The following is a 22,690-nucleotide window of genomic DNA, read 5'->3' as shown; positions in this document are numbered from 1 at the left end:
GGGGCTTTCGTTAGCGGACACCCCAGCTGTAGGTCTGTTTTACGAGGCTCATGTAGGTGAAGACCTCGGTTTTGGATACGCCCTGGATGGCTCGGACATGGTCGTTCACCAACGCGAGCAGGTGCTGTTGATCGGTGCACACCACCTCAATGAGAAGGTCGAACCGTCCCGCAGTGATGACTACGTAGGCCACTTCGGCCAGGTGTTCGAGGGCGCTGGCGACTTGGCGTACATCGCCGACCACCGAAATGGCCACCATGGCCTGGATGTCGAACCCAAGGGTGACAGGGTCGGTGACGGCCACCACTTGCATGACCCCGCGTTCGGTTAGCCGTTGTACGCGTTGGCGAACCGCCGCCTGGGAGAGGCCCACCTGCGGAGCGAGTTTGGAATACGGCGCTCGTCCATCAACCTGCAGGAGACGGATGATCGCCTTGTCGGTGTCGTCGAGCTCCGTTGCGGGTTCCGGCATCACACGACGCCGTGGCTGGGGGTGCCGGCGGGTCTTGTGAGGGCTTCGGCCACCACCGCGTTGACTACCTCACCGCCTTCGGTATTGAGACCGTGGGCCAGGGTGTGGTCGGCGCGGCCGGCCTCGGTGATGCCCAGGAGAGCCACCTCCACGAGGTAGGGGAGGGTGGCGTTGGTGAGGGCGTGGGTGGAGGTGATCGGTACGGCGCCGGGCATGTTGCCGACGCAGTAGTGCACCACACCGTGTTCTGTATAGGTGGGGTCGTGGTGGGTGGTCTCGCGCGAAGTCTCCACGCACCCGCCCTGGTCGATGGCCACATCCACGATCACCGCCCCGGGCTTCATCGTTCGCACCATGGACTCGGTGATCACTACCGGGGCGCGGTCCCCCGCCACCAGCACGGCCCCGATCACGAGGTCGGCTTCGGCGATGCATCGCTCCACGGTGCCGCGATTAGAGGCCAGTGTGGTGATGCGCCCCTTATGGATCTGGTCCACGAAGCGCAGGCGGTCGAGGTTCTTGTCGAGGAGGTTCACTTCGGCTTCCATGCCCGCCGCGATCCACGCTGAGTTCCAACCGACGTTGCCCGCCCCGATCACCACGACGCGCGCCGGTTGCACCCCGGGGGCGCCGCCCAGCAGTACGCCGCGTCCGCCCTGGGGGGCTTCGAGGAAGCGGGCCCCCGCTTGGACGGCGAGCCGCCCCGCCACTTCGCTCATGGGAGCGAGGAGCGGAAGCGAGCCGTCGGGCCGCATCACGGTCTCGTAGGCGATGCCGGTGGTACCGGCCGAGCACAGCGCGTCGGCCACCTTCGGATAGGCGGCGAGGTGCAGGTAGGTGAATAGGGTCAGGTCGGGCCGTAGGTGCACGAACTCACTGGCCTGAGGTTCCTTGACCTTCACGACCATGCCGGCGCGGGCCCACACTTCGTCGGCGCTGGCCACCACTTCGGCCCCGGCGGCCCGGTAGACGTCGTCGGGAATGCTGGCGCCCGCCCCGGCCCCGGCCTGCACGAGGACCTGAACGCCGTGGCTGTCCATTTCACGCACGCCGTCGGGAGTGAGGGCGACGCGTCGCTCGTCCGCCTTGATCTCCGTGGGGACGCCCACCGAGAGTTTCATCGATCGAGTTCCTTCCACGCCTCCAGGAGCACTTGGTGCAAGGTGGCGGAGATCAGGTCGAACTCGTCGCCGCCCGCCACCAGCGATGGCGAAAGTTGGATGACGGGGTCTCCCCGGTCGTCGGCCCGACAGATGAGGCCAAGTTCGAGGAGCCGCTTCGACAGGAACCCGCGGATGAGCCACTCGCACTCGGGCTCGGAGAAGTCGTCGCCGTTCTTGGTGAGTTCGATGCCGTAGAAGAAGCCCATGCCCCGTACCTCCCGCACGATGGGCAGGTCGGTGAGGGTGTTGAGGGAGGAGCGGAACTCGCTTTCAAGGCCCTGGACGCGGCCGGGGAGGTCTTCGCGTTCCATGATGTCGAGGTTGGCAAGGGCCACGGCGCAACTCACGGGGTGACCCCCGAAGGTGACGCCATGCAGGAAAGACTCGGCATGGCCCATGAACGGCTCGGCCAAGCGGTCGGAGATCATCACGCCTCCGAGAGGCGCGTAGCCCGAGGTCACCCCCTTGGCGAAGGTGATCATGTCGGGCTGATAGCCGAGTCGACTGGCGCCGAACCAACCCCCGAGTCGTCCGAAAGCGCAGATCACCTCGTCGGATACGAGCAGCACGCCGTGGCGGTCGCAGATCTCTCGTACTCGCTGGAAATAGCCCTCCGGCGGCACCAGGCAGCCACCGGCGTTCTGCACTGGTTCCAGGAAGACCGCCGCCACCGTTTCGGGTCCTTCGGCGATGATCATCGCTTCGATGGCATCGGCCCCTGCGAGTGGATCATCCGGGTTGGCCCGGTGGGCCTCGAGGGTGTTGGGCACGTGACGGGCCTGCCCGCTCAGCATCGGTCGGAACGGATCTTTGATGCCTTCCAGGCCGGTGATTTCCAAGGCGCCCAGGGTGGTGCCGTGGTAGGCCGTCTGGCGACTGATCACCTTCACTCGCTCGGTTTGCCCGATGGCGAGGAAGTACTGGCGAGCGAGTTTCCAGGCCGACTCCACCGCTTCGCCGCCCCCGGTGGTGAAGAAAACGCGGTTGAGGTCGCCGGGGGCCATGGCGGCGAGCCGGGCGGCTAGTTCGACGGCGGTGGGGTGGGCGTAGGTCCAGAGGGGGAAGTAGCCGAGTTTGCCGGCTTGGGCGGCGGCGGCGGCGGCGATCTCGTCGCGACCGTGGCCAACTTGCACCACGAACAGCCCGGCCAGACCATCGACGTAGCGTTTGCCCTGGTCATCCCAGACGTAGGCGCCCTCCCCGCGTTCGATCACCGTGAGGGGGCTGCCGGGTTCGCCCTCGAGTCGGGAGAAGTGGAGCCAAAGGTGGTCGGCCGCCGCTGCCGCCATTTCGTCGCTGGTCATGGTCATGGATTGCCTCCGAAGTGATCAACGGTATCCGTTGCGAAAAGAATTTTTTACTACTACCTCGCCCGTAGTATGGCATAGTGACGCTAGAAACGCTTGCAACGGAGGGTTTGCTCGATGCGTAACGAGAATTTCATTGGTAACCAATGGCGGGCATCCCGCTCCGGTGCCACGGACAACATCGTGAATCCGGCCACTGGCGGGATCATCGGTACCGCTCCGGCCAGCGACGCCGCCGATGTGGACGATGCCGTGCAAGCGGCGGCCGCCGCTTTTCCGGCCTGGGCGGCTCAGACGCCGCGCCAGCGCAGCGAGGCACTCCATGAGTTGGCCCGTCGCATCGGCGACGACATCGAGACCCTCTCGGCGATCGAGTCTGAGAACGTCGGTAAACCGGTGTCGATTATGGAGTTCGAAATGGATCTCACCCTGGACAACTGGAACTTCTTCGCGTCGGCGGGTCGGTTCCTGGAAGGCCGCGCCGCCGGGGAGTACATGGAGGGTTACACCTCGATGTTGCGCCGGGAGCCCTTGGGCGTGGTCGGTTCGATCGCCCCCTGGAACTATCCACTGAACATGGCCACCTGGAAGGTGGCACCGGCGCTGGCGGCCGGGAACACCGTCGTGCTGAAGCCGTCGGAACTCACGCCCTATACGGCATTGCGTCTCGCCGAACTTGCCGCCGATGTGTTGCCCCCCGGTGTATTCAACGTGGTGTGCGGCCAGGGTGAGACCGCTGGCGTGGCGCTGGTGGATCATCCCGAGGTGGCGATGGTGTCTCTCACCGGCTCGGTGGCCGCCGGCCAGGCCGTTGCCCGAGCATCCGCCAACACGCTCAAGCGGGTGCACCTCGAGTTGGGTGGCAAGGCGCCGGTGGTGGTGTTCGACGACGCCGACCCGGCGGCGGTGGCCGCGGGCGTTCGAGCGGCGGGCTACTACAACTCCGGTCAGGACTGCACCGCCGCCTGCCGGGTGATCGCCGGCCCCAAGGTCTACGACGCGCTCGTAGCGGCTCTCTACCAAGAGGTGACCGAGATCCCCTTCGGCGATCCCACCCTGCCCGATACGGAGGTGGGTCCGGTGGTATCGGCTGAGCAATTGGCGAGAGTGACGGCGATGGTGCGCCGGGCCACCGAAGCCGGAGCCGAAGTGCTCACCAGCGCTACTGCTCCTGGTGGTGGGGGCTACTACTACGCCCCCTCCATCGTGGTGGGCCCCGCCCAGGACAGCGAGATCGTCCAGCGCGAGGTATTCGGCCCCGTCGTCACCGTGCAGCGCGCCCCCGACGAAGAAACCCTGCTGGCCTGGGCCAACGGGGTGGACTACGGCCTCGCCGCGTCGGTGTGGACCAGCGATGTTGGTCGAGCGATGCGAATGGCGGCGGGTTTGCGGTTTGGCACCGTATGGGTGAACGACCACATCCCCATTATGAGTGAGATGCCGCATGGCGGCTTCAAACAGTCCGGGTACGGAAAGGACATGAGTATCTACGCGGTAGAGCACTACACCGAACTCAAGCACGTGATGATCAAGCACTAACTCCGCCGCCCCTGACCGGCGTTGGCGGGCGACGCCGGTCAGTCGGGCCGGGGAAAGCCGAGGTCGACGGTGCTGGTGGAGGGGTCGGGCCAACGAGTGGTGATCACTTTGTTGCGGGTATAAAAGCGCACGCCTTCGGCGCCGTACATGTGGCTGTCACCGAAGAGGGAGTCGCGCCAGCCACCGAAACTAAAGGCGGCCACCGGAACCGGGATGGGCACGTTGATGCCCACCATCCCCACCTGAACCTCTTGTTCGAAGTGTCGTGCGGCACCACCGTCTCGGGTGAAGAGCGCCACCCCGTTGCCGTACGGGTTGTCGTTGATGAGGGCCAGGGCTTCGTCATAGGTCGAGGCTCGCACCACGCAGAGCACCGGACCAAAGATCTCGTCTCGGTACACATCCATGTCGGCGGTCACCCGATCGAGCAGTGAGGCACCGAGAAAGAAGCCATCACCCGCCACGGTGGTGGTGCGGCCGTCGACCACGGTGATCGCCCCGGCGGCCGCTCCCTTGTCCATATAGGAAGCCACCCGGTCGCGGTGCTCGGCGGTGATGAGTGGTCCCATCTCCGAGGCGGGGTCAGCGCCTGGACCCACCACCAGTTTGTCCACGCGCAAGCGGATGGCCTCCACGAGGGGGTCGCCCACCTCCCCGACCGCCACGACCACCGATACCGCCATGCAACGCTCGCCGGCGGAGCCGTAGGCGGCGCTTACCGCGGCATCGGCGGCGAGGTTGAGGTCGGCGTCGGGCAGCACCACCATGTGGTTCTTGGCCCCTCCGAGAGCCTGGACCCGCTTGCCGTGCGCGGTACCGGTTTCGTAGATGTGCTTGGCCACCGGGGTGGACCCCACGAAAGAGACCGCCGCGATGTCCGGGTGTACCAAGAGTCGGTTGACGGCTACTTGGTCGCCCTGCACGACGTTGAGCACCCCGGGGGGTAGGCCCGCCTCCAGGAAGATCTCGGCCAAGAGCAGCGATGCCCCCGGGTCGCGTTCGGAAGGCTTGAGGATCACTGCGTTTCCGCACGCGATGGCGTTAGGCAGCATCCACAGCGGCACCATGCAGGGAAAGTTGAACGGCGTGATACAGGCCACCACGCCCACCGGTTGTCGCAACGAGTGCACATCGACGCCGCTGGCGACCTGGGGGGAGAATTCCCCCTTGAGCAGATCCGGAATGCCGCAGGCAAACTCGATGCACTCGAGGCCTCGCTGCACCTCGCCGGCCGCATCCGACAGGGTTTTGCCGTGTTGGGCGGTGATGACAGCCGCCAACTCATCCCCCCGGCGCACCACTGCCTCGCGCACCGAGAACAGCACCTGAGCGCGACGGGCGAGGGGAACGTCCTGCCAGGCTCGCTGGGCCGCTACCGCGATGGCCACGGCGGCGTCTATTTCCTCGGGCGAGGCGAGATCCACCTCACCGGTGCGGTGACCGGTGGCCGGGTCGTAGATGGGTGCTGTGCGTCCGGACGTACCCGGAAGGGATCGGCCGCTAATGAAATGGTGGAGGGTGTTCACAGCGCTCAGCCTACGATCTGATGTGGACTTCGTGACGATGATGGAGCTCGAACCGCAGGGCGGGGATGTGTTTCTGGCCCGCGGTCCCCAGTATCCCTGGGGTGGCCTCTACGGTGGCCAGATCATTGCCCAGGGGCTGCGGGCCGCCGCCGCCACCGTGGCCGAGGCGTACCGGGTGCACTCGTTGCATGCCTATTTCATCCGCCGCGGTGATGCCGATGCGCCCATCCGATTCGAAGTGACGCGCGCGCGCGATGGCCGCTCCTTCTGCACGCGCACCGTGGTGGCCCGCCAGGACGACACGGGGGTGATGCTCACGATGTCGCTGTCATTCCAGGTGGAAGAGACCGGCCACGATGTGCAGATCGCTCGGATGCCTGCGGTGCCGCCGCCGGAAGGGTTGTCGGGGTACTCGTGGAGCCCGATGTTTCTCCGCCGTTTCGCCCAGTTGCGCAACGAGGAAGAGGGGCGCGGCGTGGCATGGCTCAAATTGCAGGACACCATCGGCGATGACCCGGTGCTTCAGGCCTGCGCCTTGGCCTACTTATCGGATGACTTACCCACTGATGCGGTGGTGGCCCTGCACCCAGAACGACCTGCGCCGAGCGAGGGGGATGCCTTCGAGTTGGGCTGGATGTCGGCCAGCCTCGACCACGCGATGTGGTTCCATCGCCCGTCACGGGCGGACGAATGGCACATCCATGACTTCGCGAGCCACGGCTACCTCGCCAGCCGAGGGCTGAGCATCGGTCATGTGCTGAGCCGAGAGGGCATTCACGTGGCCACCATCGCCCAAGAGGTTTTGTTGCGCAAGAGCCCCTAAGGCACCCCTGCGCTAGTCCACGCGCTCGCCGTACATCCAGCCCAGGGGATCGGCGATGAGTTCAAGGCGCTCCCCGTCGGGACCGCGGAAGTAGAGGCTCGTGTCGTCCACCTGGTCGTAGGACACACCGTCGTGATCAAGGCGGGCTTTGGCCTGATGCCAATGCGCCGTCTCGATAGAAATGGCCAGATGGTGCAGGCCACCGAGCACCTCGCGGTATGCCTCAGGGTCAACCCCCGGCAGGTCGAAGAAGGCCAGGGCATTACCCCCGCCGAGGTCGAAGAAGAAATGGGTGGAGCCGGGCCAGTCGCGGTTTTCGAACATGGTGGTGAGCGGGAACCCCAGTACCTCTTGGTAGAAGCGCGTGGTGCGCTCCACATCTCGGCAGATCAGAGCGACATGGTGCACTCCCCGGGCATTGGACGGCGGCCGATCGTCGCGCACGGTGAGGTAGGCGGTCCGAATGCGGTCTCGCTCCTGTTGCAGGCGATGCCGTTCGGCATCGTTTATCGCGGTGGCCTTTGCCGAGTACGAACCCGTCACCGCTTCAGCCCGCCGTCGCGGCCTGCAGAGCGCCGGCGAGCTCGGCGAACTCCGCCCGCTCCGTCTCGTCCAACCCCTCGTAGGCGTGGGCGATGGCCCGGTTGGTGTTCACTTCGGCCTCATCCCACGCGGCCGCTAGGCCGTCCACCTCGGCTAGTTCGGGCCAGCCAAACAACGGGGCCATACCAGGGCTCTTCAGCGACAGGGCCTGCAGCGGGGTGAGACCTGCCGCGATCACCGTGGCGCTATGCAAGCCCCCGCGTAGTTCGCGCAATGCATTCATTTGGTGGACCGCCCGCGCCTTCGGTTCCGCCGGTACCGCCAGGGCCCGCCAGCCCGAGAACACTGCCGTGCCGGCCGGTCGGGCCTCGGTCACAACTTTCCCGGCCAGGTCGCCGAGGCGAGCAACGTCAAGGTCATCGGGCACGTGCTCCTCGGCCCAGCCATGACAGCACGTGGCGAACTCGCCGGCGGCCTGGGCGGGGGGCATGACGGCCCGGCCTTGATCCCACAGGGTGCGCAGGCCGGTGGGTTCGAAGAAGAAGAAGGCGGCACTGACGACGTCGGCATCGACATCACCGAGCACGCCGCCGCGGCCTGCGACATAAAAATCGAGTCCCCCGAAGCCAAGAGCGGCGCCGTGTTGGTAGGTAGAACCCGCCAGCATGAAGTGGCTGCCTATCTGGGTAACGGCGGCGGCCGTGGCGGTGGCGGCGGTGAGGGTATCCATTGGTTTTTCCCCTTCGGCGACTAGGAACGGTCCGTCGGCTACGTGTCTAGCCGTTGGCACGCGCGATGATCTGGTCCTTATTCCTCGGCGGTACCGGAATACCCGCCTGACCAAAACCGGAGGCCCCCGTGGCGACCGTCACTGTCCCTGTTCGTTCTTCCGCGCTGTCGTCGTTCATGCGAGTGGGCCTGGCGGCCTCCGGGGCCTATGTCGGCGCCTCGGTGATTGCCAACGTGGCCAGTCTCAAGATCGGCTTCGTGCTTGGCCGGGGCGTGGACATGGGTACGTTCGTGTACCCGATCACCTTCACGTTGCGGGATGTGATCCACAAGGCACTCGGCAAACGAGCGGCCCGCACCATCGTGTTTACCGGCGCGGGGGTGAATGTGTTCATGGCGCTCTATCTCCAGTTCGCCGCTCGGGTCCCTGCGGACATGAGTTATCCGCTAGGCGCGGAGTTCTCTGCCGTCCTTTCCCCGGCCTGGCGCATCACCGTGGCTTCCATCGTGGCCCAGGTGATCAGTGAACTCACCGACACCGAGGTGTACCACTGGTTTGTTACCAAGGTCACCGCCGGACATCAGTGGGCCCGTGTCGTGGTGAGTAACGGCATCAGCCTACCCATCGATACCGCCCTGTTTTGTGTCCTGGCGTTCGGGGCGATCCCCGGCCTGCGCCAGAACGCCCTCACGTTGCCGTGGGCGGTGGTGTGGGACATCTTTGTGATGAACCTCGGGGTCAAGGCGCTGGTGACGCTGGCCAGCGTGCCGCTGATCTATCTCAGCGGCGACCGCGACTGGAGCACCGACAAGGAAGATGCCTGACCGGCTTCGCAGGTCGTGAAGGCATCCCTCAGCACATCCTGGAACGCGTCACCGTTCATGGTGTCGCCCTCGGGATCGGTGATCTGCTCGTAGGTCAAGTGGTCAACCACCTCTCGGGCGTAGCAGCGCGTCCCGTCCGCCCCGAGCGCGGCGGCCACATCAGCCACGAGGAAGCCCCAGAGGCTGGGGAGGGTGATCGAAGTTTCGGAACGGCCGGTGAGCGCCATGTCCAGGTCTTCGCCAGGATCGCAGGCCTCGATCCCAGGGTGACCGTCAATATTCCGGCGGCGGGCCTCACCGCCGGGCATCGCCTCAACCCACTCGTCGATGGCATCGGCCATCTCTCTCTCGTCGCGCCGCTGATCACCGATGAAGCCGAGACGCACACAGGTGATGCCGTCTCGTTCGAAGGCGGCGAAGTCGTCGCCGTTCCACCCGCGAGCGGCTTCGAAGGCCACTTTGGGGTCAATGCGCTCGGCCAGGATGAAGTACCAGCTGGTGGCACCGAAGGGATCGGTGTCGAAGAGTTCGACATCCTCATCGAATCCGAGGTCGAGGGGCTTTTCGCCCTCGCCGTTGAGATAGCTGGAGGGGTCGAAGATGGCTTCTTCGGTGCGGGGAGGTTCGTTCAAGGCGCTATCGACGGCCGTGTTTCCCCCCTGGTTGAACAGCATCACCACAAAGGGTTGCCCGAGCGCGTACGGGGCCCCCGTCGCGCCCCTCAGGAAGGCGGGCACGTCGGCGGTGGCGGCGCCACTGGTGCTGAGCTCCCGTTCGTATTCCTTCTCGTAGGCGTCGAGTTCATCGGGGGTGAGTTGGGTGGAGCGGTATGCACTCTCCACCCGCATGGCGTCGCCCTCCACCAGGGCCCGGAACACGGTGGCCGCACTGGAGTCTCCGTCGGGGTCGGCTACCTGATCGAGGTCGAAGTGCTGGTCTTGGAGTGCGTGGGTCAGTTCGTGGGCGAGGGTGACTTGGAGGCCCGCAGTCATCGTCGTGCCTCGAACGCTGATCCGTTTGGTGCGGGGGTCGTAGAACGCCAACGAGCCACCGTCGGCCATCTCGTCAAAGGCGGTCACGAGATCCACAGCCCCGGAGGCCACTCCCAGCGCCCGCAGTTCGGCGGCGTACCGATCGAGTGCGTTCCGGTTGTCGTCGCCGTTGGTGGCGGTGGAGAGTTCGGTGTATTCCTCCGCCGTGAGGAAGTCCACGTGCACGGCATGATCGAACATCAAGTCGCGCTCCCCCTCTACGAACTCGGCAATGGATGCCACTCGCGGGTCCCACTCCTTGGGGTGGTCCTCCCCCGGTTTCGTCAGGGTCGTGATCACCACCACCCCAGCGAGGGCGACGGCGGCGATGGTCGCCGCCAGGACCCACCGCCGCGCTCGGGGCGCCCTGGCGTTCCCGAGGGGCGGCGGGGGCAGCGGGGGCGGGGGGAGGTTGGTCATGGGTGATCGGACGCCTCACGCTAGGGCAGCGCGCTAGTGGAGGGGCAGCAGAGCAATGGTGTCGTCGGGATCGATCGCGCCGGCGGTGGGGGCGGTCACCGCGACGTTGGACGCACCGCGGCCGGTGAGGTGGAGCACGATCGCCACTACCGCCGCCAGCAGATTCCCGGCCAGGAAGGCCGCCGCCGCCCCTTCGATGCCGTATTCGGGCACCAAGACGAGAGCCGGTACGAGGATCGCCAGGGACAGGGTGCCGGTGATGGCCACGGTGACCCGATGGCGATGCTGCACCCGTGCCTCGGTGAGGTAGACCGAGGTGATCGCCCACGGGATCGCCGCCGCCACCAGGCGGGGCAACACCTCTGCCGCGGCCGCGTAGTCGTCCCCGTAGAGCACGGTGATGAGGTTGCGGCCCACGGTGGCCGCAATGGTCGCGAACACCATGAGCCCGGTGGCGATGACCAGGGCTAGACGCACCTGACCGCGGAGGTGGGTGCCGTCCCGGTCGCCTTCGGCCAGGAGAGCCTGCCCGATGGCGGTGGGGACGTAGCAGGCGAGGGATGCCACCCCCCAGGCCACGTAAAAACTGGCATTGAGGTCGGCAGTCACGTAGATCAGCACGATGACCGGCATCACAAAGGTGGGGGCCTGGTAGGTGATGGTGGACGCCCAGTTCACCGCCGAGTAGTGCACCATGGCTCTCGTCGTGCCCGGACGCGGGCCCCAGTGGTGGCTGTCACCAGTGATCTTGGGCAACAGGGCCATGCCGATGAAGCCAGACAGGGCGGTGGGGAGGGCGGCGGCCACCAGGAGCCATACCGCTCGATCGTGGATCAGCGGAATGAGCAGCAGGGGAAAACGCACCACCCCCACCAAGATGGCCCGGGCCAGCACGAGACCCCAGCGGCGTTGGGTCATGAGGCGCACGTCGAGGAGGAGCGACAGTGCCGTGCCCACGCACAACACGGTGAATATCGCCGGCCCCGCCAGTCCGTCCCATTGGCGCAGTTCCTGTACCGCCTCCGGGTTCAGCAAGGTGATGTAGGCCACGCCGATCAATGCCGAAGCCGCCGTGGTGGCCAGTGCCCCCCAGGCAAACAGCACGTGGTCGTCTCGACTGCGCCCGGCGGCGTAGCGGGCTACCGCCACCGGCTGGCCCAAGCCGGCGACGAAGGCCACGAAGAGAACCGAGGTGTACAGAGCGGTGGCGTAACCCACATCGGTTTGTTCGTCGGCACGCGCCGCGATGAGCCAGTAGATGGCTCCCGATGCTGCCGTTACCCCGGCGGTGAGTACGAGCGCGATAGAACCAGTGAGTAGGTGACGATGCCCTGAACTCAAGACACGGAGCTGACGCAACATCGACCGGGAGGCTACCGGCCGGTCACGGTGGCTCGGGGGAGGCAACCGGCGCCCCTCGCTCCACCGTGGAGGCATTGGCTTGCGCCGATGTTGACCGGCCGGTCAAGGTTGGGAATGGTTGAGGGAGAAACCCAATGAGTGACAGCGCCATCACGTTCCCGGGGGCCCGGCGGCCCGATAGGCAAACCACGGTGGACAGCCACGGCCTGGCCATCGCCGTGCATGAATGGGGGGATGAGGCCGCCCCGCCGATTCTCCTCGCCCACGGCGGCTTCGACTTTGCGGGAACCTTTTCGGTGTTCGCCCCGATGCTGGCCGACGCCGGGTTTCGGGCGATTTCCTGGGATCATCGGGGTCACGGCGACTCACAGTACGCCGCCCTCTACAACTGGGAGGCGGATCTGCGCGACGCCGCTGCCGTGTTCGACTCCATTTCCTTCGCCCCCATGCCGGTGATCGGGCACTCCAAAGGGGGCAGCCTGATGCTGCAGTTGGCCGATGCCCTTCCCCACCGGGTGAGCCACCTCATCAACCTCGACGGCCTACCGTCGCGCCGCAGTTTTCCTGATGTGTCTGACCACCAGCGCACCAAACTCATGGCCGACGAACTCACGGCCTGGCTCGACCATCGCCGGTCGTTGGCGGATGCCCAACGTAAGCCGGGCACCATTGCCGAACTAGCGGAACGACGGGGTCGCATGAACCCTCGCCTCGATGCGGATTGGCTGCGCTACCTCGTCACCATCGGGGCTCGGGAGCAGGCCGACGGCTGGCGCTGGAAGATCGATCCGACGCTGCGGTTGGGTGGGTTCGGACCCTGGCGGCCCGAGTGGTCCATGATGCGTCTCCCCGACATCGGGGTTCCGGTGCTCGCCGTGCTGGGCACCGAAGTTGACCCGATGGGATGGGGCACCACCGCCGCCGACGTGCTCTCGCACCTTCCTCACGGTGGACGCTTAGTAATGTTGGAGGGCGCTGGTCACTTTCTGCACATCGAAAAGCCGCGCGAGGTAGCCGACATGGTGCTGGAGATTCTCGCATGAACGCTTCGGTGCGTCTCCGTCATAACCGGATCGAACTGGCCCTGCACGAACTGCGCCCGGCGGCCGGTAGGCCTCTCCTGCTTCTGCACGGACTCGCCGAACGGTCACCGAGTGCGGTGCCGTCGCATCTGGCGGCCTGGCCGGGGGCGGTGTGGGCCCTGGATCTAGCCGGCCACGGCGACTCCGACGTGGCCATCGGGGCCGGCTACTTCTGCGAGGCCCTCATGGGCGACGTCGACGTCGCCATCGCCCATCTGGGTGCGGTCACCCTCTACGGCCGCGGCCTCGGGGCCTACGTGGGCCTGTTGGCGGCGGGCGGTCGGGCCGAAGAGGTGCGCGGGGCCATCCTCGCTGATGGCCCTGGCCTGGCCGGGGGCGGACCGAGCCCTGCCTCCCCCGCGGTGCCCACCGCAGTGGGTGCCCCCCCGCCGGGCGGTACGCCCGATCCCTGGGCCCTTTATGAACTCACCCGAGATGTGCGCCCACCGGATTACGCGGCCACCTTCGCTCGCCAGGCCAGCACCCGGAGTGGCCTCGACACGGCCCTGGCCGTAGTGGGGGTCAACCGGCCCCCGTGGCTGGAAGCGGTTGTGCAAGAACCCGGAGTGATCGAGGGGACCCTCCCCGACGCGCTGGTGTTATTCGCTCGCCCCTGACCCTTCGGGCGACCCCGCCGCGCTCAGGTGTCGCGCCAGGCCACGAACTCGGCGAGTTCCGTGAGGGCCGTCCGCGCCTCGGGATCGATCGGAGCGGCCTCAATGGCGGCGATCGCCCGGCCGGTCAGCGCATCGATGGTGGCCTCGCTCTGGTCCCGGGCACCGGTGTCGATTAACACCGCTTGGATCCGGTCCACCGCCTCCGGCGAGAGGTCTTGGTTGCCCACCTCTTGTAGCACCGCTGCCTGTGCCCCCGTCGCCGCCGCCACGGCTAGCGCCAGTAGGGGGGTGGGCTTGCCTTCGCGCAGGTCGTCGCCCACCGGTTTGCCGGTGCGGGCCGCCTCACCGAAGGCGCCGAGCAGATCGTCGCGCAGTTGGAATGCCTCGCCCAACGGGTCGCCGTAGGCGCTCAAGGGCGCTTCAAACTCTTCGAATCGCCCGGCGAGGGCGGCCCCGAGGTGCAGGGGACGCTCGATGGTGTACTTGCCGGACTTATAGCGAGCGATACGACGGGCCGACTCCAAGTCTGTGTCGCCGCGAGCAGTGCCGACAATGTCGAGGTACTGCCCGATGTTGAGTTCCACCCGCAGTTCGTCCCACAGGGTCAGCACCTCCGGACCGCTGCCGCGCAGGAGTTTGTCGGCGTACACGTGAGCGAGGTCGCCGATGAGGATCGCCACCCCCTCTCCGAAGCGGCGAGGCTCGCCCCGCCACGCCGAGTCCAGGTGCCGATCGACGAAATCGAGGTGGGCGGTGCGAGCGCCGCGGCGGGTGGCGGAACCGTCCATCACATCATCGTGGACGAGAGCGAAGGCCTGGAGCATCTCGAAGGCGGCCCCGGCATCAATCACCCGGTCATCGTCGGCATCGCCCCCGACGGCCCGGAATCCCCAGTAACAAAAGGCGGGCCGAAGGCGCTTGCCGCCATTACGAACGAGAGCGTGGAGGGAATTGAGAGGATCGATCAATTCCGGGCTGAGGGCGCCCCAGCGGAGGCACTCGGCCGCCAGGAGCGCAGCGATGCGGTCCTCCACCCGATCGGCCACCGTGAGGAGGCCCAAGGGAACGGGGACAGGGGGGTGAACCATGGTGAGCCGCATCGTAGAAGGGCACGGTGATCCACGTCGGTTTGGTCGCACCCCTCGGCCTGCGGCGGGACGGCCTTAGCCCTCGGGGGTGGACTCGGGCTCGAGTTCGGCGACGATCTGGGTGACCTCCACCTGGGCGGCGGTGATTCGATCGCGACAGATACGGAGTAACTCGGCGGCTCGTTTCACTCGGGTGGCCAGCACGTCCACGTCGACGGTGTCGTCCTCGATTTCGGTGAGAATCGTTTCGAGTTCGCCAAGGGCCTCGGCGTAACCGATCTCGTCGGGGGTGGGGGCATCAGCCATTGGTTGACACCGTAGAGGTTTCCGTCACCGTGGAACGCACCGTTCCTCCTGCCAGCACCGTCACGAGCGCGTCGCCGGCACCTACCTCGCGGGGGTGGCGCACCACCTGGCCATCGGCGGTGCGAGTGATGGACCAGCCCCGCGCCAGGGCGCGTTCGGGATCGAGGGCACGAACGCGCGCTTCGATACTCTGGAGCACGCGGTCGGCTTCGGTGGTTACTCGGGGGGCCCGGTGGGTGAGGCGGCGCTGGCGGGTGCCCACGGTGACCTCCGCCGCCCGGAGGTGGGAGCGCGCCCCGCCCGCGACCCGCTCCCGATAGTTGGCGAGGCCCCGGTCGGCGGTTTCGAGCGCCAGGCGGCCCACCCGGTGAAGATCGCTGGCGTGGCGGTCGAGTTGCTGGTCATGGTGGGCCACCGTGCGGGTGGCCTGTCCGGCAATGGCCCTCCAGGCGCTCGCGAGGGCATCGGTCACCTCCTGTACCCGGGCCACCAGCAGTCCGGCGCAGGCGGTGGGGGTCTTGGCGGGGGTGTGGCCAACGTCGTCGGCGATCGACGAGTCGGTTTCGTGACCGATTCCGGTGAACACGGGAACCGGCGCCGCTGCGATGGCGCGTGCCACCGCTTCGTCGTCGAAGGCCGCCAAGTCGGTGCGGGCTCCGCCGCCGCGCACCAGCGCGATCACATCGGGGCGGTGGGTGCCCAGCATCCGAAGCGCCGACGCAATCGACCGGGGAGCGTCCATGCCTTGCACCCGAGTGTCGGCCTGCAGCACCTTGAAGGCGAAGCCACTGCGACGGAGTTCATCGAGAAAGTCGGCCTCGGCGGCGCTGCCCACGCTGGTGATCAATCCGATGCGCAGGGGGGCCAGGGGGACGGGAAGCAGGCCGTTGGCCTGCAGGAGGCCTTCCCCTTCGAGGCGATGCAGGAGTTCGGCTCGGGCCAGTTCCAACTGACCCAGCGTGTACGCCGGATCGATGGCGGTCATCTGGAGTTGGAGTTGTCCGCGCGGGGCGTACCAGCGCAGCCGACCCCGGATGCGCACGTCGGTGCCGGCAGTCATGCGAACGGTGTCGCCGGCCCCGGTAAGGGTGGCGTTCACCGCCGGCTTTTGGCGCGCGTGCAGCATGACTGAGATGGAGGCTCCGGATCCCATCGCCGCGCCCGGGGCGGCTGGGTCGGTGAGGGTGAGGTAGACGTGACCTGACTGCGGGCGCGAGAGATCTCGGATCTCGCCTCGAACCCACACCTCGTCGCTGAAGGTGGAGCGCAACGCTTGGTCGATGGCTACGGCGAGGTCGGAGACCGACCAGGTGACCTCGGCCGGGCTGCCCACGTTGGGATCTTCGAACAACGACATGAGGCCTTACGGTAGGCGAGGCGGGGGCGAGATCAAGGCTGAACTGGCCGCAGTGGCAGTCTCCGACCAAACTCCACCCCGTCCTACTCCGTTCTGCTCAAGGAGGGCTCCCATGCCCGAAGCTGTCATTGTCGCCACCGCCCGCACCCCCATTGGCCGGGCCAACAAGGGGAGCATGACTGAATGCCGCCCCGACGATCTGGCGGGCTTCATCATCAAGTCCGTTCTGGAGAAGGTTCCATCGCTCGATCCGCAGACGGTTGAAGACGTCATTCTCGGTTGCGGTCAGCCCGGTGGCGAGGCGGGCTACAACATCGGGCGGGTGGCGGCGCTGCTCGCTGGTCTCCCTGACGTACCGGGGGTAACGGTGAACCGGTACTGCTCGTCCTCGCTCCAGACCATTCGGATGGCCGCCCACGCCATCAAGGCCGGCGAGGGCGACGTGTTCGTCGCCGCCGGCGTGGAGACGGTGAGCCGCTACCTGCACGGGGCGTCCGACACCGGCCCGCACAACGTCCTCTTCGCCGACGCCGAGGCCACCACCGCCGAGCGCACCGGGGGTGCCCCCTCTTGGGCGCCGCCGGTTGGTCTTCCCGACATCTACATCGCCATGGGTCAGACCGCCGAGAACGTGGTCCTCTCTGAAGGCGTGACCCGTGAGGAGATGGACGAGTGGGGGGCCCGCTCGCAGCAGCGAGCCGTCGCCGCCCAGGAACGGGGCTTCTTCGACCGAGAGATCACGCCGGTCACGCTCGCTGACGGCACTGTGGTGAGTAAGGACGACGGCCCTCGCGCCGGTACCACCGCCGAGAAACTGGCCGAACTCAAGCCGGTGTTCCGCCCCGATGGCCAGGTCACCGCCGGCAATGCCTGCCCACTGAACGACGGCGCCGCCGCCGTGGTTGTGATGAGCGACACCCGGGCCGCAGCCCTCGGGCTCACTCCGCTCGCCCGTATCGTGTCGTCCGGGGTCACCGGATTGAACCCCGAGATCATGGGCATGGGTCCGGTGGCGGCTATCCGCCAGGCCCTCGGCCGGGCCGGGCTCACCATCGAAGACATCGACCTCGTGGAGATCAATGAAGCCTTCGCGGCCCAGGTGATCCCTTCGATGAAGCATCTCAACATCGACCCGGAGAAGCTGAACGTGAACGGTGGGGCCATCGCCCTGGGTCACCCCTTCGGCATGACCGGAGCGCGCATCATGACCACGCTGATCAACGGCCTTGACGATACTGGCGGCCGCTACGGCCTCGAGTCCATGTGTGTCGGTGGAGGCCAGGGTATGGCCATGGTGATCGAGCGTCTGTCGTAGCCACCGGGGGATTCTCTCGGCGGATCGGTCTGATCCGCCGGGGCCGCGGCGGAGATTGTCGGTTGGTTCATCGCCTCGTTTAGCGTCGCCGTGTGCTGGCTGTAGCGAACCCCGATGCGGACCTCGAAGGGACGCTGCGAGACTGGCGGCGGTTTCGGCGCCAGAAGCGCACCGCCGACATCCATTGGATCGATGCCCTCTATCAGGCGTACACCACCGCCATCGTAGGCCTGGTGATCGTGCTGTTCGCCTCCGGGGCGGTGGGCGACGATCCCTTGAGCGCTTCGCAGACCGCCGGGTTGCTCGCCCACGGCCCGGGCTGGTTGGGCGGGCTGGCGGCGTTTGCGATTGCGCTCGGGCTGCGCTCGGGCAGCCGGGGGGGACCGCTGGCCCTGGAGCGCACCGAGGTCCGTCATGTGCTGCTCGCTCCGGTGGACCGCACCACCGCACTGCGGGCCCCGGCCGTCCGGCAACTCCGCTTCGTGACGTTCGTGGGGATCGTGGTGGGAGCCATCGCCGGCAACTTGGCCACCAATCGGCTCGACGGCGGGCGGGTGGCGTGGATCGCCACGGGTGCCTTGGCCGGCCTTGTCCTGGTCGCGCTGTGCGTTGGCAGTGCGCTACTGGCGGGCGGTACCCGCCTGCCGCGCGGGGTCGCCTCGCTGGTGGGGGTGGTGCTCATCGGCCTGGTCATCGCCGATGGCACCGGCGTGATCGGCTTCAGCGCCACCTCTACCTTTGGCGACTTGGTGCTGTGGCCCTTACGGGTGGATCTCGCCGGCCTGGTCCCGGTAGTGGTGGCCGGGGTGGCGCTGTTGGTAGGAATGCGCCTCCTCGGTCGGCTATCGCTCGAGGCAGCCGAGCGGCGGTCCACGCTGGTGGGCCAGCTTCGCTTCGCCGCCACCCTGCAGGATGTGCGCACCGTGATCGTGTTGCGGCGTCAACTCGCCATGGAGTTGCCCCGGCTGCGACCTTGGGTTGGACTCGCCGTGAACGGTACCGGACGGTGGCCGGTCTTCGTTCGGGGGCTCCGGGGGCTGATGCGCTGGCCGGCCGCCCGGGTGGCTCGGCTGGTGCTGCTGGCGGCGGTGATCGGGCTGTGCCTGCGGGGGATCTGGTCGGGCACGACGCCGCTGGTCATCGTGGCGGGCATGGCGCTGTTCATCGCCGGTCTTGATTCGGTGGAGCCGCTGGCTCAGGAGGTGGACCATCCCAGCCGCCGGGATGCCACGCCCCTGGAAGCGGGCGAAATCCATCTCCGTCACGTCCCCGTGGCGGTTCTCACCCAGTTGGCGGTGGCGGCCATCGCGCTGGCGGTCGCCATGGTTCCCGGTCGGGCGCAGTTGCCCCTCGAAGCGGGGGCGGTGGCCTTCGTGCCGTTGGCCCTCGGTGGCCTCGGCGGCGCGCTCGTGAGTGTGTTGGCCTCGGCCCCCAGCGTGGGCGGAAACTGGTCACTGGCCCCGCCCGAAGCGCAGGGGATGCGGTTGGCCTTCCGCACGGTGTGGCCGCCCGCGATCGCCATTCTCGGCGTCACCCCGGTGTTCTTCGCTCACCGGGCGCAAGAGCAGGGACTGGCGCCGATCACCGGTGGTGTCCGTATCGTTCCCCTCGTGATATTGGTGTTCGGTCTCATCTGTGGGTGGGTGCGGGTGCGTGCAGACATCGGAACCTGGTGGCGTTCCCAGATGGAGATGGCTCATGCCAAGCCCTGATCCCACCCCCGCGCTCCTGGTGGCTGAGCAGGCCAGCAAAACATACGCCGACCTGGTGGCCTTGGCGCCTCTCGACCTGCAGATCTCGGCGGGAACGTTGGTGGCTCTGGTGGGCCACAACGGCAGCGGAAAGTCCACGTTTCTGAGGCTCGCCTCGGGCCTGTTGGAACTGACCGACGGTGAAATCACCATCAATGGCGCCCCGGCGGGCAGTTCCGACGCCCGGGCCGCCCTGAGTTTCCTGCCCGATGAGCCGGTGCTCTACGACGACCTTTCGGTGCAAGAGCATCTGGCCTATGTGTCCGCCTTACACGGAGTGCACGCCACCCGCGACGACTTCAACGAACTGGTGGAGCGGGTGGGCCTCGCGGCGCGGGCCGACGACCTCCCGGCTCGCTTTAGTCGTGGCCTGCGCCAGAAGACGTCTATTGCCTTGGCCTTGGTGCGGCCGTTCGATCTCCTGATGGTGGATGAGCCCTTCGTGGGTCTGGATGCTCCTGGTAAGGATGCCCTTCTTGGCATCTTCGACGAGTTACATGGTCATGGCCGGGCCATCGTGGTGGCGACCCACGATGCCGGTTTTGTGGAGCGGGTGGGACGGTGCATTGCGCTGCGCGATGGAGAGGTTGTGCATGACGGTCCGGCCACCCCGGCCGAGGTCCTCCGTTTGGTCGGGTCGTGAGGTCATCGGAACGGGCCGCCGCGCCCCGTTGCTAGTCCGTCGCGGTGACAAACGGCGAGAGGGCGTCCACCATCTGGCGGGATATCGGGTCGAAGTGGGCGGAGACGTCGAAGACCGCTGGGTCCATGTTGCGGGTGCCGCGTCGCACGATGGCCTTATGGGCATCGATGGTGATCTCGGCGATGCATCGGGGGAGACAGGCGGAGGCGAAGACCAACTCGGTGATGAAGGAAGACAGGGGTGATGTGCCCTGGAGGCGTGCGGGAAGCGGCATGCCCCAGGGGTTGACCGACCAGGCCCAGTCCTCGATCACGTAGAGGCCCCCGGGTCGGAGGTGGGGAAAGAGGCGGTTGAAGCTCGCTTTGGTTTCGGCGAGCAGGTGAGAGGCGTCGTCGATGATGAGGTCGATCGGATGGCCGTCAAACTCGCGTTGGACGATGGTGTCGAGCGCCACCACATCGGACTGGTTCACGCCATAGATGGGCACGATCACCTCCTCGAGCGAGTGGGTTCTGATGAACTTGTCTAGCGGCCGACACGAATCCCGTAGTTCGATGGCGACGAGTTTTTCCGGTTTGGCGAGTTGGGCCAGGAGCGCGGTACTGCCGCCTTTGTAGATCCCCAACTCGAGAATAAATCGCGGCTGGATGGCCTCGATCATCGCTACGTAGTGCTCCACTTGGGACCGAGGTTTGATCAGGAACATTTGGCCCGGGGATTGGGCGGCATTCGTTTCCGGAGTGAGGATGAAAGTCGAGAGATAACTCACTCCATCGAGGGTGAACTCATTGTCGCTCGACCAGTCCAAATGGTGTTCCATGCGGCCCACTTTCCCGTTCGCCGACTGGGCTCGAAACTAGCAGCACGACGGTGGCGGCCGGCTCGGCCGTTGGCTACTGGGTGCCGTAGACCGGCGTGGGCTCGGGAGCCTCGGCGATCAGACCATCAATGACCTCTCCCAACTCGGCGGCCTCCCATCGGTCGCCTTTGTCCGCGGCGGGGCCGTGCTGCCAGCCGGTGGCGAGGCCCACGTGGCCACCTTCTACTTCGAACATGCGGCCGGTGATGTGGGCGGATCGGGGAGAGGCCAGCCAGGCCACCAGAGGCGACACGTTTTCCGGAGCCATGGCGTCGAAGGCATCGGGCTGATCAGGGGTAGCCATCATCTCGGTGAACACTCCCTCGGTCATCCGGGTGCGGGCGGCGGGGCACAGGGCGTTGGCGGTCACCCCGTAGCGGCCCAGTTCGGCGGCTTGCACCAGGGTGAGGGTGGCGATCCCGGCCTTGGCGGCGGAGTAGGCGGCTTGACCAACCGATCCGAGGATGCCTGCACCGGAACTGGTGTTGATGATCCGAGCATCGACGGGCGTGCCCGCCTTGGCTTGGTCGCGCCAGTGGGCGGCGGCGTGGCGGGCCACCGCGAAGTGGCCCTTGAGGTGCACGCGCACCACCGCGTCCCATTCGTCTTCGGCGGCGTTGGCGAACATACGGTCGCGCACGAAACCGGCGTTGTTGACCACCACGTCGAGCCCGCCGAAGGCCGCGATGGCGGCGGCAATCATGCGGCCGGCTCCGTCGAAGTTGGCTACGTCATCACCGTTGGCGACAGCCTCGCCGCCTTCGGCACGGATCTCGTCCACCACCTCTCCAGCCGGCCCGGTGCCGCCGCCGGACCCATCGAGTTCGCAGCCGAGATCGTTCACCACCACCCGTGCGCCTTGGCGGGCTAGTTCCAGGGCGTGGGCTCGGCCCAGTCCGCGGCCGGAACCGGTCACGATTACGATGCGTCCATCACAGAGGCCAGGCATGGGCTTCAGCATGGCAGGATCTGGCCATCCATCAGAAAACGGGTTCGTGGCTCGCGCCCGCCTCCGATACGAGTGTGAGCGGGCCCCGAACCCAGGAATCGAGTTGCCTTGCGCTACGGGATCACGATGTTCGCCACCGATGTGAGTATGGATGTGGTGGCCTTGGCCCGGGAGGCCGAGGGGCGCGGGTTGCACTCTCTTTGGCTGCCGGAGCACACCCACATCCCCACCAGTCGTCGTACGCCCCCGCCCACCGGCGACGCCGAACTGGGCGCGGAGTACAAACGCTGCCTGGATCCGTTGGTGGCGCTGGCCGCCGCCGCCTCGGTCACCACCACTCTGCGGCTCGGCACCGGAATCCTGCTGGCCGCCCAGCGCGAACCGATCGTCACCGCCAAGGCCGTGGCCACGCTCGACCATCTGAGCCACGGTCGAGCAGCCCTGGGTGTTGGTTTCGGATGGAACGAGGACGAACTGGCGCACCACGGCGTGTCGATGTCCGATCGCCGGGCCGTGGCGCGCGAGACGATCCTGGCGATGCAGGCGCTCTGGGCCGATGAGGCGGCGAGCTTCGAGGGGCAGCACGTGCGCTTCGATCCGAGTTGGGCGTGGCCGAAGCCAGTGCAGACCGGGGCGAACGGGCGCCCTCGGGTGCCGGTGCTCCACGGCGGCGCCGCCGGTCCGAAGTTGTTCGCCCACATCGCGGAGTACGGCGACGGCTGGATCCCGATCGGCGGCGCCGGGCTCAGAGATGCCATTCCCCGCCTGCGTGAGGCGGTGGCCGAGGCCGGCCGAGACCCCGCGACGCTGGAGATCGTGCCCTTCGGGTCGGTGCCCGACGAGGGCAAACTCGACCACTTCGAGCGCATCGGGGTTACCGAGTGCGTCTTCCGGTTGCCCAGCGCGCCGCGCGATGTGGTGCTGCCCCTGCTCGACGAACAAGCCTCCCTAGTGGCCAGTCGCTCCTAAGGGGCCACCCCGAC

Annotated in this window: 22 protein-coding genes; 9 read left to right on the top strand and 13 right to left on the bottom strand. The window is 67.0% G+C overall.

Translation table 11 applies throughout. From position 1 onward, the window contains the following. Positions 1-10 precede the first annotated feature (10 nt). The 3 genes from EXQ71_05045 to EXQ71_05035 are packed head-to-tail and all read right to left on the bottom strand — an operon-like array spanning position 11 to position 2,945. Positions 11-472: an Lrp/AsnC family transcriptional regulator gene (locus EXQ71_05045; protein ID MSO86869.1), complete on the bottom strand. Its 462-nt coding sequence runs from the start codon at positions 470-472 to the stop codon at positions 11-13. Continuing rightward, a complete protein-coding gene (ald, locus tag EXQ71_05040; protein MSO86868.1) occupies positions 472-1,593 on the bottom strand; it encodes an alanine dehydrogenase in 1,122 nt (373 codons plus the stop codon). Before ald ends, EXQ71_05045 begins: the two co-directional genes overlap by 1 nt. After that, positions 1,590-2,945, bottom strand: coding sequence for an aspartate aminotransferase family protein (locus tag EXQ71_05035; protein MSO86867.1), 1,356 nt, complete (start codon positions 2,943-2,945; stop codon positions 1,590-1,592). The genes ald and EXQ71_05035 overlap by 4 nt, the downstream gene beginning before the upstream one ends. A gap of 114 nt (positions 2,946-3,059) precedes the next feature. Here EXQ71_05035 and EXQ71_05030 point away from each other — a divergent pair, with 114 nt between their 5' ends. Then, the gene (locus tag EXQ71_05030) at positions 3,060-4,481 is read left to right on the top strand and encodes an aldehyde dehydrogenase family protein (GenBank protein MSO86866.1); all 1,422 of its coding nucleotides are present in this window, start codon (positions 3,060-3,062) and stop codon (positions 4,479-4,481) included. 38 nt (positions 4,482-4,519) lie between these two features. Here EXQ71_05030 and EXQ71_05025 read toward each other — a convergent pair whose 3' ends face one another. Continuing rightward, entirely contained in the window at positions 4,520-6,007 is a 1,488-nt protein-coding gene (locus EXQ71_05025; protein MSO86865.1) for a CoA-acylating methylmalonate-semialdehyde dehydrogenase, read from the bottom strand. A 37-nt stretch (positions 6,008-6,044) separates the two neighbouring features. Between EXQ71_05025 and EXQ71_05020 the strand changes: the two genes are divergently transcribed. Then, a complete protein-coding gene (locus tag EXQ71_05020) occupies positions 6,045-6,830 on the top strand; it encodes an acyl-CoA thioesterase II (protein MSO86864.1) in 786 nt (261 codons plus the stop codon). 12 nt (positions 6,831-6,842) lie between these two features. Here the strand turns inward: EXQ71_05020 and EXQ71_05015 are convergent, their stop codons facing one another. Together EXQ71_05015 and EXQ71_05010 are read right to left on the bottom strand one after the other, a co-directional pair. Next, entirely contained in the window at positions 6,843-7,340 is a 498-nt protein-coding gene (locus EXQ71_05015; protein MSO86863.1) for a VOC family protein, read from the bottom strand. Positions 7,341-7,377: 37 nt separating this feature from the next. After that, positions 7,378-8,103 carry a hypothetical protein gene (locus EXQ71_05010; GenBank protein ID MSO86862.1) on the bottom strand — a complete coding sequence of 242 codons (726 nt, stop codon included), beginning with the start codon at positions 8,101-8,103 and terminating at the stop codon, positions 7,378-7,380. Between the two features lie 128 nt (positions 8,104-8,231). Here EXQ71_05010 and EXQ71_05005 point away from each other — a divergent pair, with 128 nt between their 5' ends. Beyond that, positions 8,232-8,927 (top strand): VUT family protein, encoded by a 696-nt coding sequence (locus EXQ71_05005; protein ID MSO86861.1) that lies wholly within the window; start codon positions 8,232-8,234, stop codon positions 8,925-8,927. Here the strand turns inward: EXQ71_05005 and EXQ71_05000 are convergent. Both EXQ71_05000 and EXQ71_04995 read right to left on the bottom strand, forming a co-directional pair. Next, a complete protein-coding gene (locus EXQ71_05000; GenBank protein ID MSO86860.1) occupies positions 8,879-10,378 on the bottom strand; it encodes a hypothetical protein in 1,500 nt (499 codons plus the stop codon). The genes EXQ71_05005 and EXQ71_05000 overlap by 49 nt on opposite strands. 33 nt (positions 10,379-10,411) lie before the next feature. Next, positions 10,412-11,740: a lipopolysaccharide biosynthesis protein gene (locus EXQ71_04995; protein ID MSO86859.1), complete on the bottom strand. Its 1,329-nt coding sequence runs from the start codon at positions 11,738-11,740 to the stop codon at positions 10,412-10,414. Positions 11,741-11,874: 134 nt separating this feature from the next. Here EXQ71_04995 and EXQ71_04990 point away from each other — a divergent pair, with 134 nt between their 5' ends. Then, on the top strand, positions 11,875-12,783 hold the full coding sequence (locus EXQ71_04990) for an alpha/beta hydrolase (GenBank protein ID MSO86858.1): 909 nt from the start codon (positions 11,875-11,877) through the stop codon (positions 12,781-12,783). Further along, entirely contained in the window at positions 12,780-13,439 is a 660-nt protein-coding gene (locus EXQ71_04985) for an alpha/beta hydrolase (GenBank protein ID MSO86857.1), read from the top strand. The genes EXQ71_04990 and EXQ71_04985 overlap by 4 nt, the downstream gene beginning before the upstream one ends. Before the next feature lie 23 nt (positions 13,440-13,462). On the opposite strand, the gene EXQ71_04980 is transcribed toward EXQ71_04985, so the two are convergent. The 3 genes from EXQ71_04980 to xseA form a co-directional block, all read right to left on the bottom strand. After that, complete coding sequence (locus EXQ71_04980; protein MSO86856.1) at positions 13,463-14,527, bottom strand: polyprenyl synthetase family protein; 1,065 nt, start codon at positions 14,525-14,527, stop codon at positions 13,463-13,465. A 75-nt stretch (positions 14,528-14,602) separates the two neighbouring features. Continuing rightward, entirely contained in the window at positions 14,603-14,833 is a 231-nt protein-coding gene (gene xseB / locus EXQ71_04975) for an exodeoxyribonuclease VII small subunit (GenBank protein ID MSO86855.1), read from the bottom strand. Continuing rightward, entirely contained in the window at positions 14,826-16,190 is a 1,365-nt protein-coding gene (gene xseA / locus EXQ71_04970) for an exodeoxyribonuclease VII large subunit (protein ID MSO86854.1), read from the bottom strand. The genes xseB and xseA overlap by 8 nt, the downstream gene beginning before the upstream one ends. A 112-nt stretch (positions 16,191-16,302) precedes the next feature. Here xseA and EXQ71_04965 point away from each other — a divergent pair, with 112 nt between their 5' ends. From EXQ71_04965 to EXQ71_04955, 3 genes are all read left to right on the top strand, one after another. Continuing rightward, a complete protein-coding gene (locus tag EXQ71_04965) occupies positions 16,303-17,505 on the top strand; it encodes an acetyl-CoA C-acetyltransferase (protein ID MSO86853.1) in 1,203 nt (400 codons plus the stop codon). A gap of 92 nt (positions 17,506-17,597) precedes the next feature. Then, on the top strand, positions 17,598-19,217 hold the full coding sequence (locus EXQ71_04960) for a hypothetical protein (GenBank protein ID MSO86852.1): 1,620 nt from the start codon (positions 17,598-17,600) through the stop codon (positions 19,215-19,217). Beyond that, the gene (locus EXQ71_04955; protein ID MSO86851.1) at positions 19,204-19,899 is read left to right on the top strand and encodes an ABC transporter ATP-binding protein; all 696 of its coding nucleotides are present in this window, start codon (positions 19,204-19,206) and stop codon (positions 19,897-19,899) included. Before EXQ71_04960 ends, EXQ71_04955 begins: the two co-directional genes overlap by 14 nt. A 31-nt stretch (positions 19,900-19,930) precedes the next feature. Here EXQ71_04955 and EXQ71_04950 read toward each other — a convergent pair whose 3' ends face one another. Beyond that, the gene (locus EXQ71_04950) at positions 19,931-20,719 is read right to left on the bottom strand and encodes a class I SAM-dependent methyltransferase (protein MSO86850.1); all 789 of its coding nucleotides are present in this window, start codon (positions 20,717-20,719) and stop codon (positions 19,931-19,933) included. Positions 20,720-20,792: 73 nt separating this feature from the next. Beyond that, positions 20,793-21,707, bottom strand: a complete 915-nt coding sequence (locus tag EXQ71_04945) for an SDR family oxidoreductase (protein MSO86849.1) — start codon at positions 21,705-21,707, stop codon at positions 20,793-20,795. A gap of 108 nt (positions 21,708-21,815) precedes the next feature. Between EXQ71_04945 and EXQ71_04940 the strand changes: the two genes are divergently transcribed. Continuing rightward, the gene (locus tag EXQ71_04940; protein ID MSO86848.1) at positions 21,816-22,676 is read left to right on the top strand and encodes a TIGR03619 family F420-dependent LLM class oxidoreductase; all 861 of its coding nucleotides are present in this window, start codon (positions 21,816-21,818) and stop codon (positions 22,674-22,676) included. Positions 22,677-22,690: the final 14 nt, after the last annotated feature.

It is taken from the genome of Acidimicrobiia bacterium, assembly GCA_009694375.1.
In the GTDB taxonomy this organism is placed as follows: domain Bacteria; phylum Actinomycetota; class Acidimicrobiia; order Acidimicrobiales; family VFJN01; genus VFJN01.
This window is presented reverse-complemented; position numbering and strand designations above follow the sequence as displayed.